The organism is Microcoleus sp. B4-D4 (assembly GCF_036705185.1).
In the GTDB taxonomy this organism is placed as follows: domain Bacteria; phylum Cyanobacteriota; class Cyanobacteriia; order Cyanobacteriales; family Microcoleaceae; genus Microcoleus.
This window is the reverse complement of the sequence record NZ_JAUBTX010000019.1, coordinates 88384-105053: the sequence shown is the minus strand read 5'-3', so window position 1 is coordinate 105053 and position 16670 is coordinate 88384. Positions and strand designations below refer to the sequence as shown.

At 43.4% G+C, this 16670-nt stretch carries 9 protein-coding genes; 3 read left to right on the top strand and 6 right to left on the bottom strand.

Features of this window, described 5'->3' with window-relative positions:
- Window positions 1-304: 304 nt before the first annotated feature.
- On the bottom strand, window positions 305-718 hold the full coding sequence (locus QUB13_RS16170) for a peptide chain release factor 1 (protein ID WP_333382439.1): 414 nt from the start codon (window positions 716-718) through the stop codon (window positions 305-307).
- Between the two features lie 586 nt (window positions 719-1304).
- Between QUB13_RS16170 and QUB13_RS16165 the strand changes: the two genes are divergently transcribed.
- Complete coding sequence (locus QUB13_RS16165; RefSeq protein ID WP_194009348.1) at window positions 1305-1511, top strand: hypothetical protein; 207 nt, start codon at window positions 1305-1307, stop codon at window positions 1509-1511.
- 354 nt (window positions 1512-1865) lie between these two features.
- A complete protein-coding gene (locus tag QUB13_RS16160) occupies window positions 1866-2291 on the top strand; it encodes a DUF6335 family protein (protein ID WP_333382436.1) in 426 nt (141 codons plus the stop codon).
- A gap of 203 nt (window positions 2292-2494) precedes the next feature.
- Here the strand turns inward: QUB13_RS16160 and QUB13_RS16155 are convergent, their stop codons facing one another.
- The 5 genes from QUB13_RS16155 to QUB13_RS16135 all read right to left on the bottom strand — a co-directional run bounded on the left by QUB13_RS16155 (window position 2495) and on the right by QUB13_RS16135 (window position 15671).
- A complete protein-coding gene (locus QUB13_RS16155) occupies window positions 2495-3991 on the bottom strand; it encodes a hybrid sensor histidine kinase/response regulator (protein ID WP_333382434.1) in 1497 nt (498 codons plus the stop codon).
- 7 nt (window positions 3992-3998) lie between these two features.
- Window positions 3999-10097, bottom strand: coding sequence for a hybrid sensor histidine kinase/response regulator (locus QUB13_RS16150; RefSeq protein WP_333382432.1), 6099 nt, complete (start codon window positions 10095-10097; stop codon window positions 3999-4001).
- A gap of 405 nt (window positions 10098-10502) precedes the next feature.
- Window positions 10503-11381: a carbohydrate ABC transporter permease gene (locus QUB13_RS16145; RefSeq protein WP_333087298.1), complete on the bottom strand. Its 879-nt coding sequence runs from the start codon at window positions 11379-11381 to the stop codon at window positions 10503-10505.
- A 183-nt stretch (window positions 11382-11564) separates the two neighbouring features.
- Window positions 11565-13028, bottom strand: coding sequence for a CIA30 family protein (locus QUB13_RS16140; protein ID WP_333382429.1), 1464 nt, complete (start codon window positions 13026-13028; stop codon window positions 11565-11567).
- A gap of 96 nt (window positions 13029-13124) precedes the next feature.
- Entirely contained in the window at window positions 13125-15671 is a 2547-nt protein-coding gene (locus tag QUB13_RS16135) for an ATP-binding protein (protein WP_333382427.1), read from the bottom strand.
- A gap of 582 nt (window positions 15672-16253) precedes the next feature.
- Between QUB13_RS16135 and QUB13_RS16130 the strand changes: the two genes are divergently transcribed.
- Entirely contained in the window at window positions 16254-16664 is a 411-nt protein-coding gene (locus QUB13_RS16130) for a hypothetical protein (protein ID WP_333382425.1), read from the top strand.
- The last annotated feature ends 6 nt before the right edge of the window (window positions 16665-16670 follow it).

Below are 16670 nucleotides of genomic sequence, written 5' to 3'. Positions count from 1 at the left end.
AGAGCTACACTCTTTTTTTACACTATTATTGTATGAAATACTTTACCATAAAAACGAACAAAGTACACAGCCTAGGCAGAGCCTCCGCACCTGCATTACCAGGCACAGCCTGGTAACGAGCAATATCGGTAAAAAACCCGGTTTCTTTAATCTCATTAGTAGGGTGCGTCATCAGAGAAAACCAGAGCTTTTTGTACTAAACCCAAAAAATACGCACCCTACAATAACAACTAACAACTGACAACTAACAACTGACTACTGACTAATGACAACTAACAACTGACTACTGACTAATGACTAAAAACTATCGCCAATAAGGCCGGCCTTTCCAAAAAACTCCTACCGTAATTCCGATGAGTGCGGCTTCCGATAAACTTGCTAACAAAGGAGGTATGGGCAGAAATGACTTTAACACCAAACCGAAGAGCACGCACAAAACTAAAACCCACAAATTAATTTTATTGAGCAAATATTGCTGGTGCCAATGCTCTAAAAAGTACACTGCTAAGGCTCCCATTCCCACTGCGGCAACGAAAGGTATCAATATTCCGAGGGAGGAGCCGTAGAGAAGCGTCACGACGTTGCGGATTGCGCGCGATTGCGTGAAACCCCAGGCTAAAAATAGCTCAACTCCAATCACGATTGAGTTGACGAGGGCGGCAATTTGCAGCATTTCTCGCCAAGGTAACAGTTTTAAGCGGCGCAGAAAATTACTCACGATCGGCAGATTCGGTAGGTTGCTTTGATTTTATCAGAAATTTGGGGCTAAAACCCCACGATCAGCTTGACGACTTTTAAGGTGCTATGATTATAATAATTGTCAAGGTTGAACTCCTTCGCCATCGTGAAACGGTTGAGAGACACACTTTTAGGCGTCAAATTTTGGGCAAAGAGCGGCGAAAACTCTTAAAACAGCTAGGGATTAAAAAATAACATCCCACCATCAGAGAACTAATACTTTTGACAGGAAGTGTAGGGCGGGGCACGCCCAAACAGTAGGTTCGTATCCTACTACGCTTGGGGAGATAGACTCTCTGAGATTCACTAAGTTAGGCTCGTTAATTGGTGCTACTGCACGGTTAATTGGTTTAAGCATTGCCGCTGTGGATAGTGGGTTTTAAAGTCGTTCGTAGAGCCAAGAATCAGGAGTGCATTCACGCGCCCTGAGTGTCAAAACAGTTTTGCCCGGGCGATCGACATTAACGACTATTTGTAAAGTAAAATGAAGACAAAGGGCAGTCTCTTGACAAATTCACCAAGAGCATCTGCCTGCTTGTTGTTGGAACTGTGAAAGGAAAAAAGTTATGGTGGAGAACACTGTCGATTGTGCTGTAGCTTGCGTCAATGGCTGCGTTTTGGGCGACAAATGCCCGAAGCGAGAATACGCGGCGGCAACGTCAAACTTTATTGAAAATACCTCTCTTGACAAAATGCTGGAAATGGCAGAGGAAGCGATCAGAAGGAAACGGACGGAACCTCCCAAATGGGTAATTCCTGATTTTCCCGAATAGAGTTAGCGCTACTTAGAAAAAGCATCGCCCTTTCAAATGGGCGATGTTTTTTGTATTCCCAATGAAATATAACATTTCTCAGAAAGATAAGGTGCCATCGGGCCTGGGGCGGAGCGAAGTGGAGGGATGGGGCATAGGGCATGGGGCATAGGGCATAGGGCATATCTCACAACGCGATCGAACCGCTGTAGCAGATCCAAATCAAGATATTTCTTGGGATAGAAGCTAAAAAAAATAAAAGCAGTTATACTGACAATTAATTAAAGCATTTGGCAATTAATGAATATTTAGATAAAGCCAATAGCTAAATTCCGAACGATTGAATAAAATCCAAAGAAATTAGGAGAAAATATCGTGGTACAGCCAAAGAAACGAGCTGAAGAAATAACAGAAGAGCGCGAGAATTCCAGCGATTTGCCTCAAGAAATTACCGAATCTTACGGCACCGGCGTTATCGTTGAACCGGGATTGAACCAATATGAAATCACAACCTTGAACGACAGCGGTTCGGAATACGGTTCGAGCAGTTCCCAACTCAGCGGCGACGATGGCGAGGTTGCGGCGGCGGAACAAGAACGTGCTACTGGCGAGGAATTGGTGGGGGGAAGCGCTCCAACTCCCGACCAAGATATGGTTGACGAACTCGGAGCTGCGGCGGGCATTGAAATGGCCGACGGAGCTATTTTGCACACAACAGATATGCTCGATCACCGAGATGAAGATCGGTGGGAATTAGACCCGAGTTCTGCGGAAGATCATCAGGAACAGCCGGATTTATAGGTTTATTTGTTGTTACTCTAGGTGAGCAATTGCATAAATATTTGATTAATACGTAAAACGCAGATTGAAGGCCGATGCAATGCTCTTTTAATGCCGATATTGTCAAGGTTCGTAATGTGGATGACTGTCCGCACTACGAACGGCTTTTGTTATGGTAATTGACCGGATATGGTATGAATGCAAGATGTCTAATCTGCGATTGGTTAACGGCCTCCAATTTGGACACCGGAGGCCGCCATTTGTCGCGCTTTTTGTCGGATTGGAAGTTCGATCGCAAATTCGGTTTCTTGGCCTGGTATCGAACAACACTGCAAACTGCCGCCGTGCTTTTCTGTGACAATGTGCCAGCTAATTGACAAGCCGATTCCGGTACCTTTGCCGATCGGCTTTGTGGTAAAAAATGGGTCAAAAATACGATCGCACAACTCCTTGCTCATTCCCGGCCCGCTGTCATAAATTTTAATGATTGCCGTGTTGGAGTTGCTGACTTTCGTACAAATCCGAATCACGTAGGGATTTGCTTTAATTTCCTCGAATTTTTTTTCACTGCAGGATTCTTCTATCGCATCGATCGCATTAGCTAAAATATTCATAAATACCTGATTGATTTCCCCACCGCAGCACTCTACATTTTTTAAATTGGGGTCATACTCTTTAATAACTTCAATCGCGGGACGGTTCGCCTTAAATTTCAGCCGATTGTGCAAAATCATCAGCGTGCTGTCGATACCTTCATGAATATCAATCAACTCCATTTCTCGCCCTTCTTGCCGCGAAAAATACCGCAGAGACAGAATTATCTCGCGAATGCGATCGCCGCCTATCTGCATCGAGCTGAGTATTTTCATCAAATCTTGCTGGATGAATTCTAGCTCCACGGCTTCTGCTGTTGATGTTATTTCCGGTACCGGATCGGGATAGTGCTGTTGGTAAAGTTCGAGAACCTTGAGAAGATCTTCAGCATAATCGCGAACGTAATTGAGATTGCCGCAGATAAAATTCACCGGATTGTTAATTTCGTGAGCAATTCCTGCTACCATTTGCCCCAAAGCCGACATTTTTTCGCTTTGAATTAGTAGCGATTGAGCGTGCTTGAGATCGTGCAGGGACTTCTGCAAATTTTCCTGTATTTGTTGCCTGTGGTTAACCTCTGCTTGTAGCTGCAGGTTGGCTTGAGAAAGTTGCACAGTGCGATCGTCCACCCGTTGTTCCAACTCAGCAGCCAGTTGTTCCAGGTTAATTTGAGCTTGTTTGCGATCGACAATTTCCTGCTCCATCTGCACATTTTGCTGCTGAAGTTTTTGAGTCAGCTTGCAGACGCTCAAATGCGCTTTAGCGCGAGCTAAAACTTCTTCATTTTGAATCGGCTTGGTAACGTAATCAACGGCCCCTAAACTCAATCCTTTTACCTTATCTTCCGTCTCATTCAGCGCGGTCATAAAAATCACCGGAATCTCTTTTGTCAAATCGCCAGCTTTCAAACGCCGGCAAGTTTCAAAGCCATCAATTCCAGGCATTAGCACGTCCAACAAAATCAAATCCGGCAGCGAGTATTCAGCTTTTTTGATAGCGCTCTCTCCCGTCCGCGCCACCAACACTTTAAACCCCGATTTCGTCAAAAAATCAAACAGCACTGCCAAATTATTCGGGTTATCATCAACGATCAAAATTGCGCTTTCTTCCCAAGATAAAATACTCATATTTTCACTAATTCCTGTATTGCTCTACAAATTCTAAGATTTTTTCTTCTTCAAAACTTTTTACTAATTGATTGAGATGGTTGGCGAAAGAGACATATTTAATATCAAGTTGTGCCAATTTTTCTGCTTGTTTTTGAATACCTCCTAAGTCACCCATCATGGCTAATTCAAAGAGTAAATTGATTTGCTCTGCCGGAGGAGCAATGATTTCTTCACGCTGAATTTGAGATTGGTTGTGAAAAACTTCAGATTCTGCGTTCGGGTATTGCAGCTCCTCACAAATCCATTCTAAGCCCAAATGAACTTGCAAGCAATTTAAAAGTTCCTCAGCCCTGATCGGCTTGGGAATAAAAGCATTGCATCCTACTGCTAGACTTTCCTGCTTTTCCGCTTCCATAATACTAGCAGAAGTGCCGATTGCTACCACATTTTGCAGTTGGGGCAACTTGCGAATTTGCCGCATCGCTTCAAATCCGTCCATCACCGGCATCACCAAATCAATCAAAATACAATCCGGTTGAAATTCTAGAGCTTTATTCACACAATCTTGACCGTTGGTCGCCTCAATTATTTCAAAACCCAACGGTTCCAGTAGATGAATTAAAACCGAGCGATTTTCCCACCGATCGTCCGCCACTAAAATTTTCTTATGAGCACCCTTGAAACCCTTAATATTTTTGGGATAATACTTATTATTTTGAGCTGGGTTGTCAACTGCCAGCAACTCCAACTCAAAGGAGAAAATGCTACCTCTGCCTAAAGTGCTTTCTACTTTCAATTCACCGCTCATAATCTCCACTAATTGGCTGCTAATCGCCAATCCTAAGCCTGTTCCCTCAGTATGGCGCGGACTATTACCTACCTGTTCAAAAGGTGCAAATATTTTTAGCAATTCATCGGCAGGGATGCCAATTCCCGTGTCTTCTACTTGAAACCGAATCTTCACGTTCGCAGTCAGGACTTCAGTCTGGGTTCCATCCTTTACACAATCGACTGCGGAAACCTTAAAAGTAACTCCACCCCTTTCAGTAAATTTAACTGCATTGCCAATTAAATTAATTAAAATTTGCCGTAACTTCTTTTCATCAGCCAAGATTGTAGCGGGAAGAGATGAAAGATATTCGCAATTAAAAGCTATATTTTTTTGACCTGCTCGGATGCTAAAAATGGCAGTTATGCTTTGAATAAAATCGGGAAAATTAAATTCTGTTGGCACGAGTTCCATTCTTCTAGCTTCGATTTTAGAAAGGTCTAAAATATCCTCTATCAAAGCGAGCAAGTGTTCGCCACAGCGGTGAATAACGCCAATTCCCTCCTGTTGTTGGGCTGAGAAATGTTTGTCGCGCTTAAATATTTGAGCGTAACCTAAAATGCCGTTGAGGGGCGTTCGCAATTCGTGGCTCATGTTAGCTAAAAATTCGCTTTTGGCGCGGCTGGCATCTCGCGCGTTGGCTTCTGCTTTTTGGCGTTCTTGAATTTCTTCGCAAAGCAGGGCATTTTTTTCGTTTAATTCTTGGGTGCGTTCTTTGACTTTTGCTTCTAGGGTAAGGTTGTATTCTGCTAGTTGTTGGTTCGCCGTTGCTAAGTTTGTGTAAAGGCGGGCATTTTCCAGGGCGATCGCAGCTTGGGAAGAAAGCAGCTTTAATACTTCCAAGCGATCGGGAGTAAAAGCGCCGGCGATTAAATTATTTTCTAAATAAAGGATGGCTGTTAATTTGCCTTGATAGACGATCGCCACGCATAACACCGATTTCGGCTGGTGTTCGATAATGTAGGGGTCGCTGTTGAAAATTGCTTCGCTGCAGGCATCGTGGAGGACAATATCTTCGTGAGTGCGATCGACCAAATTGATTACCGATCGCGGATACGCACAATCCAAGCCCGCGCCTGAGAGCACCCGCACATCTGCGCCCGCTTCTCCCGCAGCCTCAATCACAAAATCACCGTTTTTCGGCGCGATCAGACACCCACTTTGGGCACCCGCATTTTCCAGCAAAATCTGCATCATTTTTGCCAGCAAAGCATCAAGGACAATTTCGCCGGAGATGGCAAGAGATGCTTTCATAACTGTCGCGAAATCTAAAGCTTTGTGACTGCCAATAACCGTTGCAGAAGTTGCAGTCACAGTCTGGTTACTCATGGTTAAACTTTCACTTTCCGGCATCCGTACAATTAACTGCGGATATCGTTCCTCCAAATCAGCAACCTTAGCATTCGCACCCCAGCGGATATAACCGTAGTAAGCATCCGTCATGTAAACCTTAGCAACTTTCTCCCTACCAAGAGAGAGATAATACTCGGCGGCTAATTCATTAGCCAAAGCTTCTTCCTGAATGTATCCCTGTTCGCCGGAATGTTTAATTGCGCGATCGTAATAATCTATCGCCCGGTCTTTTTCTCCCAACACCCGCGCTTTCTCTGCCTCGACTAACTCATATTTGTGCTGATAATTCATCGGTGCGTGGTGCGCCCATTTCTGCATTTTTTCCTGATTCGCTGCTACTTGTAGCAAGTGTTTTTCTTGTGCTGCACTGTCAGCAGTTGGATACACAGCCAGGAGTGCGAGGGAATAGTAAAAATTGTGCGTACCGATTATCATGAAGCCAATTGCTGCTGGTGCATATTTGGCTGCTAAAGATGCGTTAGCAACTGCTTGTTCTGGTTTTTTGAACAAGTAAAAAAGCAGCAATTTCGCCAAATAAATATGAAAAAGTGACATATGATTGTTAGCTTGTCGCAGCCTAGGCAACATTTCCGCTTCATTAAATTTATCACCGATTAATTCATATTTATTCGCAGAAATTCCTAACAAATTTAAAACAATTTGCCCCCAGACTCCCTGCAATATTAGCGAATGTTTTTGTTTGATATTTTGTGTGATAGTGAAGTATTTTAGTTGTTTTTTTTCTACAGTTTCTAGCGGTTCTCCAATCACAAACAGTGCAAAAGAAATGCCCACAGCAGCATAACTTGTATAGGCTAAATCTCCCGTTTTTAAACCCATTTGAACACTCTCTATTAAGGGTGAAATTATCTCCCGGACGTGTTCTTTCCAGTGTCGGACAAAATTGTTAAACGCCTCGTAAACTTTACATTTAAGTTCTTGAGCATTGAATTCCTCTAATAACTTCAAAGCTAGCTGTCCAGAATGATATCCAGCCTCTATCTCTCCTAATGCACCAGCCAGCAACAAGCCATACCAACTATATGCGATCGCCCCAAGTGCTGAATGACCGCGTTCCATAGACAAATTGACCATTGTGAAGATAATCTGCGGCAAGAGTTCTGGTTTTGCTACAAAAACAGGAGAAAGAAGAACCGAGAGTATCCGCATTGCGGCCAACTGATAGCTATCAGTCATTACCGGAATATTTTCTAGTCCTTCAAGTGGAGGCAACTTAATTCCAACCAGACCTTCTGGGGTAATTTTTGACAGAGTAAATCCCAATATTTCCAAAGCTTTTAAACCAGTATCGATGGCTTTTAGCATCTGGTTTTGAGACATATAAGACTGGATTTGCAGTTCGTAAACCTTAATTTTGTCGAGCAGGTTTGTCGCTTGGTGCAGAACCAGATCGGCTAATTCTTGCGATCGCCCAAAGTTAGTATTGAGATATTCAGCCTCCGCTGCTTCTACGTGCAGGTTAAGCGTCAACTCATAATCCGTCTGCCAACTCGATCCTATACTTACGGGGGAATGAGGGGAATTAATCAGTGCCAAACCGACATTGAGATATCTGACAGCAGCTTCGTAAGCATTGGATGCTTTAGCTTTTTTACCAGCAATCAGATTCAGTTTTGCCAGTTCATCTTTTTCGGATTTTTCTGTGAGTAATTCAACACCAAAATTAAGTTGATTGACAATATCAAAGACATTTTCTTCAATCTCGGAGACGGGAGTATTCTCCAGCAGCAGTTGACCGATTTTTAGGTGCGTTGCTTGCTTGGCCTCATCGGGAATCAAAGAATAAGCTGCTTGCTGCACTCTGTCGTGCAAAAACTTGTAGCCAACCTTAACATCTTGCAGCCCGGACAGCCCGGTTTCCGAACCTTCAAAAACCAGCGGAATTTTGTAATCGTTGCTCAGCGGCAAAATTAGCCCTGCCTGAAGAGCATCCCAGAGACTTAATGCTGTTTCTTTTTGAGATTTTTGGCTGACAATTGCCAGGACTTCTAAATTAAATCGATTGCCAATACAGGCCGCTAATTTTAAGGCTGACTGCGCTGCAGCCGACAACTTCCGAATATTTCGAGCGATTAACTCTACGACATTGCAGTCAGTAATCCCGATTGCTTGGATGTGGCCGATATCCCACTGCCACGTACTGGATTGAAGATCGTAAACTAACAGTGTTTCTTGATAAAGAGTTCTGATTAACTGATTTAAAAAGAAGGGATTTCCTTGGGTTTTGTTAAAAAGTAGCTCTGCTAAAATTTTAATATCTTCGGAAATTTGGCTTTCTAAAGTTTCGGACATCAATTGCTGTACATGATTAAAATCTAAGGGATTAAGAACAATATTGCTGACTATTTCGGGCATTTCCGCCCTAGTCTTTTGGATGTTTTCGATGGTTTGAGTCAGCGGATGGGTGGCGCTGACTTCGTTATCTCGATAGGCTCCAATTAGCAGCAAATATTTGCTTTCTGAATCGGTCACTAGCAGTTCAATGAATTTCAGCGATGCGGAATCTGCCCACTGCAAATCGTCGAGAAAAACAACTAGCGGGTGTTGTTTGGCAGTAAAAACGCTAATGAATTGTTTAAACACCAGATTAAATCGGTTTTGCGATTCTGTCGGCCCCAATTGCGGGACTTCCGGCTGTTTCCCGATAATTAGTTCGACTTCGGGAATCACGTCTGTGACAACTTTGCCGTTGGTTCCCAAAGAGGCTAGCAATTTTTGTTTCCAAGTCTGGATAGATGCTGCACTTTCTGTTAGCAACTGCCGAATCAATGACTGGAATGCTTGAATCAGAGAAGCGTAGGGAATATTGCGCTTGAATTGGTCAAATTTACCAGAAATGAAATAGCCGCGCTGCCGAACAATGGGTTTTTGAACTTCATTTACTAAGCAAGATTTGCCGATACCGGAATAACCGGAAACGAGGATTATTTCTACGCCAGCATGGGAATTTATATTGTTTTCTACACCGCTAACTCGGTTAAAGGCGGCTAGTAAAGCGGCGACTTCAGCTTCTCTACCGTAGAGTTTTTGGGGGATGAGGAGTTGACCGGCGCGATCGGCATTTCCGGCAGTAAAATCAGATATATTGCCAGTAGCTTGTAGTTGCGCCAGACAAGTTTCGAGGTCAAATCTCAGCCCGTCAGCGCTTTGATACCTATCTTCCGCCATCTTCGCCAACAGCTTCATCACGATGGCAGAGATTGCTTCGGGAATTTCCGGCTTCAAACTGCGGGGAGTGGGGGGGATTTTAGCGATGTGACAGTGAACTAATTCTAAAGGATCGATCGCGCTAAACGGTAATTCACCAGTCAGCATCTCGTAAAAAGTAACACCCAACGAATAGAAATCGCTGCGGTAATCAATTGCCCGATTCATTCTACCAGTTTGTTCCGGCGAAATATAAGCTAACGTACCTTCGAGCAAATTGGGATAGCTAGCCGTTGCGTTTTCTCGAACCAAGCCCGATGAGATGCTGAAGTCAGTAATTTTGACCTGATAGGTTTCGGGATGGATAATAATATTGTGCGGTTTAATATCTTTGTGAATTATTTGGTTTTGATGAATTTTACCTAAACTTTTGGCTAGTCGAACGGCAATTTCCAGAAATTGTTTTAAGTCAAGTTTGGTCGTAATTAAAAAATTAGATAAAGCCAATCCTCCAAAATCTTCTAAGGTCAGCGCTACACCATTCTGATTAGTTTCTAGACGGTAGCAATTGACAATTTCTTCGATATTTTTCAGATGAGTTCGGATTTTATATTCATGTCTCAAGCGAGTAATTTCTTCCAGAGTCGGATATTCGCTGTTCAAGGTTTTAACGATGACTGGCAAATCCAGTTCTTGCCAGATTCCCCGATAAATCACAGTATTGACACCAGAGTAAATCTTTTCGGTGATTTTATAGCCTGTGAGTAAAATCATAGTTTAATAAATTTGAAGTTAAAGGGTTTGCAGCCAATTTGCACGAGTTGTACTATTGACGAAAGTTAATTAGTTGTGTGAGAGGGGTGGTCGGCGCGGGCGATCGCAAAACTTCCGAGATATACTTAAGCTTAGTACAAGTCTCAGAGCTTTGTCATTAGTTATTTAACTTAATCTTTAAGCAGGCTTGGGACTTGCCTATGATTGGGAACAAGTAATGGGCTAAATTTTACTTAAATGAGATTTGGCGGTTGAAACCGCGTCAACACAAATACTCACGCGCCGACGCGGTTGAATGACGGGCGCTTAAAACCGCCGTCTCATCTTCTTCCTAATGACAAATTACCAATGACTAATGACAAATGACCAATGACTAATGACAAATGACTAATGACTAATGACTCCTCAATCATTGCGAGTCAAACCCTGAAGGCTAACTTGCAAAACCGACAAACCTAAAATCAGCAAAAATAACACTAGGGCGATGGTACAAGCATAACCAATTTCCAAATCCTTAAAAGCCCGTTCGTAAAGATAATAAACAACAGTCTTAGAACTATTGCGAGGGCCGCCCTGAGTCATAATATAAACTTCTTCAAAAACCTTAGTAGCAGAAATCGCCGAAATCACCGCCACCAAAACTAAATAAGGCTTCATCAGCGGCACAGTAATATCCCAGTGTTTCCGCAAACCTTCCGAACCATCAATCGCAGCAGCTTCGTAAAGTTCTGCCGGAATAGATTGCAGCCCCGCCAAATAAATCACCATGTAATAACCCAAGCCTTTCCAGATAGTAACTGCCATCACGCTAAAGAGTACCACCTTGGGGTTTGCCAGCCAAGAAACTGGAGGTAAACCCAACATTTCCCCGAACTGATTCAGCAATCCAGTTTCAGCAAACAGCCACTTCCAAGCAATCCCGGCGACAACCATCGAAATCACCGCAGGCGTGTAGTATGCTGCCCGGAACCAGTTCATCCCCCGCAGCTTTTGATTGCACAAAATGGCCATTCCCAGCGGTAGAACAACCAAGACAGGCACTACACAGATCAGATACAGCAGCGTATTGGTCAAAGTTTGCCAAAAAGTGCGATCGCGCCACAACCGATCGAAATTCTTCAAACCCACCCACTGAGGCATTTGAGTTAAATCGTATTCGTAATTAGTAAAACTCAAATAAAAAGCTTGCACCGCCGGCCACAAAACCGTTAAAGTCAAAATAAATAAAGCCGGAAACAAAAACAAATAAGGCGTCAGATTTCGTCGGAAAAAATTCAAATGCATAAATTAGTTGTTATTGGTTATTAGTTATTAGTTATTATTTTACTCATCATACCAAATCTAGTTTCATCGGAATGATTAAACCGCGAAGACGCGAAAAGCGCGAAGGAAGAACTGCATCTTCTTCTTCCTCTTCCTTCGTGTTCTTTGCGTCTTCGCGGTTCGTTTAATCTTATTCCATGATTGTTATTTCACTCCAGAAAACAAACCCTCCCAATCTCCCGGAGAACGAGAATTTTCCCCCTCTTTCACCTCAAAAGTAACCTTACAAGCCTGCGGTTCTGACAAAGCTTGCACGCACAATTCTGCAATATCTTCCCGACTAACTTTACCTCGAATATTGTCTCCTTGCTCGAATATCAAAGCTTTGCCGCCCGCTTCTTCAGTCAAAGCACAAGGTCTGACAACAGTATAAGGTATGCCGCTCGATCGCACGCAATCCTCACCTTTCAACTTCCAAGTCAAAATTCCCCCCAACATATCATTCATCCTGACAGCCGGCGGTTCCTCTTCCAAATTAAGTCCAGGGCGGCCCGGGCGCGTCACTCCAGCCGAACTCACCATCACAAATCGCGGCAAATTCTGCCCGCCATCAGCTTTAATAGATTCTAATTCCAGTTGAAAAACGCCCGGTGTAAATTTGGGATTCAGCCCGCCGTCGTATTCAAATTTGCTCAGCATTAACTGAAAAGAATAAATATTGCTCGGATCTAATTTCGAGCCATCTTTCACAGTTTTCGCCCGGAATACTGGAATTAACTGATCGAAGGCAACGGTGACAGTAATCCAAGTATTGTAAACAGTATCAAACGAATAGCTATAGCCAATACCATCCCATTTAGCCTCGCTGCGGACAATCAACTTGTAGCGCTTACCATCCCCTTTTACCCGCAGTTGGAGGCCGCTAAATCCTGTGAGATTAAGGGGAGAATCGAAGTTTCGCGTGCGGACGGAAGCAAAGCCGCCGGAGTTTGCGGTGGAAACATTGCCGGTGAAGATAGCTGTACAGTCTGTAAGGACGATCGAACTTTCGCTAGTGCCGCCCATCACAACATCGTCGAGAGCGCCCCAAGTTTCTTTTAAATCTTGGGTAGGTTTTGTGAAGTCAAAAATTATTTTTTCGCCTGCTTTAACGAGCTGGCTGCGAACAGCTTGCACTAAATTCTTGATGCCTTTGTATTCAACTATTTCGGGAACATCCACAACTTCCGGCATATAAAACTTGATGCCTTGATAGTATTTTTCCCTGGTTGGGGTGTCTCCTTCTACCGGTTGAACTTTGGTGCCGGTGCAGCAGATAACTGCATCTACGCCCTCGGTTACTAAGGGCGTTAGCGTCTCGGCGAGAGTGATATCTGCTTCGACTAATTCGACATTTTTGCCGAGAATTTCTGTTGCTCTTTTGGTATCTCTGACGAGACAGCGGACTTTATATCCCCGCTGTTGCAGCCGCTTGACAACTCGCTTTCCCACCCCGCCAGTCGCACCGGCTACGAGTACGAGTTTGGGTTCGTCTTTTTTCTGGTTGCTGCTGCTTCCGAACAGTTGTTGCAGCCAGCTAATGCTGCCAATGAAGGGAATAACGCCGAAATAAGCCAAGGTTTTGACAAATCTGCCGGCATCCCATTGGGCGGTATTTTTTTCTGTCACAGTCGCTTCCTCAAATTTGGCTCAAATCTACTTAGCTGCTTTTGTATTTTAGTCGAATTTTCGATTTGTGGATTTGGGAGGCGATCGCACTTTTTTTCATTTGACAATCGGTTTCGGATGAATTTGTCTCAGTGGAATCTCAATAATCAACTCGGTTCCCTCTCCGGGGGCAGAAATGCAGCTCAATTTGCCGCCGTGTTGTTTCACCACAATTTCCCAGGAAATTGCCAAACCTATTCCTGCACCTTTACCCACTGGTTTGGTGGAAAAAAACGGCTCAAATATTTTCTGGCGGACTGTTTCTTCCATACCCCAACCGTTGTCCTCGATCCGAACTTTTACGGCTTTTTCTTCCAGACAAACTTCTGTCACGATCCGAATTTGTCCGCTCTTGGCTGGCTCTTCTTTGCCGCTGCGCTGCGACGATAAGTGCTTGTTGACAAAGGCATCTTCTAGGGCATCAATTGCATTTGTCAGCACATTCATAAACACTTGGTTAATCTCAACTGCGTAACACTCAACCAAAGGCAGAGAGCCATATTCTTTGATGAGATGAATTGCAGGGCGATTCCCTACGGGATAGCTTTGCTTCACGGGCTTCGGCTTAAGTCGGTTGCTCAAAATCAACAAAGCGCTGTCCAATCCATCGTGAATGTCAACTGGTTTAATCTCTGCTTCGTCAATTCTAGAGAAATTTCGCAGCGACTGAACTATCTCGCGGATGCGGTTAGCTCCTACTTTCATTGAACCCAGCAACTTCGGTAAGTCTTCAACTATAAACTCTACTTCTGCTGCTTCTATTTCTACTTTAATTTCTGGCGAAGGTGAGGGATAGTGCTGTTCGTAAAGTTGCAATAAATTGATGAGTTTTTCGCTGTATTCGTTGGCATAGGTAAGATTTCCGTAAATGAAATTAATCGGGTTAGTGACTTCATAGGCTACCGCCGCCACCAACTGTCCCAAACTTGACATTCTTTCGCTTTGCACCAATTGAGTTTGAGCGCGCTTAAGCTCGGACATCGCTGTTTTTAAATGAGCGGTTTTTTCGCGTTCTCTGGCGACTGATGCTTCTAATGCTGTATTTAATTTGTTGAGTTTGTCGGCTTGGCGCAGCACTATATTAATCATTGCTTTTTTTAATTCCAATGCTGCCTCTATTTCGCATTGTTTCCAAGGCAATGATTGGCAACTCACATTTTCTTTCCACAGCTCGAAGGATTTGCGAGGAGACAGTCTGGGGCTGCCATCTTCATCTATTTCAAGTTTTTTGTTGGGGTTCCCCGCCCAATTGACTGTCTGAATTACTTCTGGGCGAAACCACAAAACGTATATTTTTTGAATTGGCGATATTGCTACGGCTAAACACCCGCTGACTGTATCTTTAAAAGCCTCAGCTTCTGGATATAATTTAGTCAACGAGTCTGTATAAAATATTTCTTTTTTGAGGTTTTTTTGCACCCACTTAGTTAAGTATTTAAGAGATTCTCCTTGAGGTGTTTCTCCGATTCGATAGCAATTGTCTCCAAATATTATTGCTGCTCCCTGGGCGTTGACTGCTTCCAGCAAATTGTGCTGGCATTTACCGAACACTTCTGACAAGTTTTCGGCGGTTGATATGTCTTCAAAAATCTTGCTTTGAATGGATCTTAAATAAAGTTTGTAGTCGTAGTCTTCGTTTCCTTCTTTTGATTGCAGTTCTAAGGACATTACTTGTCCGATAAATTCGCAGGCTGCGCGCACTTCATAGTTGAGATATTTTGGTGTATAGTTGTGGCAAGCAATCAATCCCCACAGTTTTTGATCTTTGATTAATGAAATTGACATCGAAGCTGTCACACCCATATTTTGCAGGTATTCTATGTGAATGGGAGAAACGCTTCTCAATACGCAAAAACTGAGGTCTGCAGGTTCGTTGGGAATAGAATTGTTGCCGGAGATGAGGGGAACTGGTTGATAATTAATATCGGGAATCAACCTCAACCAATTTAACGAATACAGTTTTCTGGCTTGTTTGGGAATATCTGTATTGGGGTAGTTTAATCCTAAGAAAGGAGTCAGATTTTCTGCTTTGTCTTCGGCGATGACAGCGCCGTTCCCGTCGGGGTCAAATTGATAGACCATTACTCTATCAAATTTGGAAATTCTTCTGATTTCTTTTACAGTTTGCTGACATAAATTTTGGAGATTTGTGGCGTTTTGAATTTGGGTGACAGTGGATCTCACTGAATGATAAAAGCTAAAGACCGAAAGACTTTCTGTGGTAGTGGCTAATTCTAATTCGACCATCAAAACTCCTTCTATTCGGTGGAGTATGCAGTCAAAATCTAATGATTTGCCTGCTTTTTCGACGGAAACTTTAATGGGATTGACAGTTTTTAAGTTTTCCTTTTCCAAACAGGCGTTTAATTTTTCTAGCTGAGCGCGATCGAATAATAAGCTCAAATTTTGACCGATCGCACTTTTGGCATCGAATCCCAACAACTCTTGTGCATTTTCGCTAACTTGCAGTATTTCTAGTTCAGGTTCTCGCACAACAATTAGCACGCCGTGTGGCTGAATGTGTCCCGATAGGTGAATGGGCTCTTTGTCGCAGTTTGTCAAGTCAACTTCTTCGAGTGCTGGGATTGTGATTTTTCGATTCATTTTCTCTATTTGGTTCTGTAAAATTTTGAGAGGGTTCTATAGATTTGAGATTTGAGTCGTGGGGGCGGGTTGATATCTCTAAACTGGTAGATTGATTTGTTGGTGAGGGGAGCCCCTACTACAATTTGTCCGGCGTTACCTTGGTAGTTGCTATCAAATAGGTTTTGCAATCATCTCCAGAAGTGTTCGATCGCATAACGGCTCGATTCCTTGACTGACCCTAGCAATGAATCATCCGAGCGTCCGCTAGTCGAAAACGATCTAGTCAAAAATCAACCAGCAGTTGTGTTGCTGCTCTACCGGCCCCGGCATTCTAGATATTCTTGCAGACTTGGCTCTTCAATTGCGATCGATCCCCCATATTAATTATGCCAGCACTTCTTGCTATTCTTCAAGAACTTTTAATAATTTTCCACAAAGTTAATTTTGTGGTAAAATATGGCGCGCTGGAAGGGGGAGAGAGATGTGTCTTCCGACCGGCCCGGGGAGGAAAATATTAAGTTAAGCTAATGATGACAGGATCTTAAAGTCAAGTTACGTTAAGCTCTTTAAGTATATCCAACAGGCCCGACAATTAGACTAATGCTCGACTTCAATACAGTTACTGAGTTTTCCCATACCTACTGCATAGGTATCTGTGCTTTTTTAGTTCCGGCAAACTTGCTGACTACTTTGCAAACAGGGATTTTGATCGGACTAAACCGACCTAGAATGCAGGTTTTGGCGTCTGCATCTGTGGCCGGAGTTTGGGCTGCAGCAATGTTATTTCACGTTTTTACCTGGTTCGCGATCGGGGTTGTAATGCCTCCGACATACATCTTGCTAGCTATGGCGATCGCTTGTCTGGCTATCAATATCTGGGCAGTGGCGCATCCTTCCAGCATGATGCAATTAATTAAAGTTGCAATATCAGCTTTGAGGGGGATTTTAGAAGAAGGAAGAAGAAAGAACTTGGCATTGGATAGCGTTAACAAGGAAGAAAGCAGAATTTGATAGCGA

What these genes read in the sequence shown, in the direction of transcription:
- QUB13_RS16165 (WP_194009348.1), top strand. Translation starts at nt 1,305, where the DNA reads ATGGTGGAGAACACTGTCGATTGTGCTGTAGCTTGCGTCAATGGCTGC.
- QUB13_RS16155 (WP_333382434.1), bottom strand. Translation starts at nt 3,991, where the DNA reads ATGAGTATTTTATCTTGGGAAGAAAGCGCAATTTTGATCGTTGATGAT.
- QUB13_RS16150 (WP_333382432.1), bottom strand. Translation starts at nt 10,097, where the DNA reads ATGATTTTACTCACAGGCTATAAAATCACCGAAAAGATTTACTCTGGT.
- QUB13_RS16145 (WP_333087298.1), bottom strand. Translation starts at nt 11,381, where the DNA reads ATGCATTTGAATTTTTTCCGACGAAATCTGACGCCTTATTTGTTTTTG.
- QUB13_RS16135 (WP_333382427.1), bottom strand. Translation starts at nt 15,671, where the DNA reads ATGAATCGAAAAATCACAATCCCAGCACTCGAAGAAGTTGACTTGACA.
- QUB13_RS16130 (WP_333382425.1), top strand. Translation starts at nt 16,254, where the DNA reads ATGCTCGACTTCAATACAGTTACTGAGTTTTCCCATACCTACTGCATA.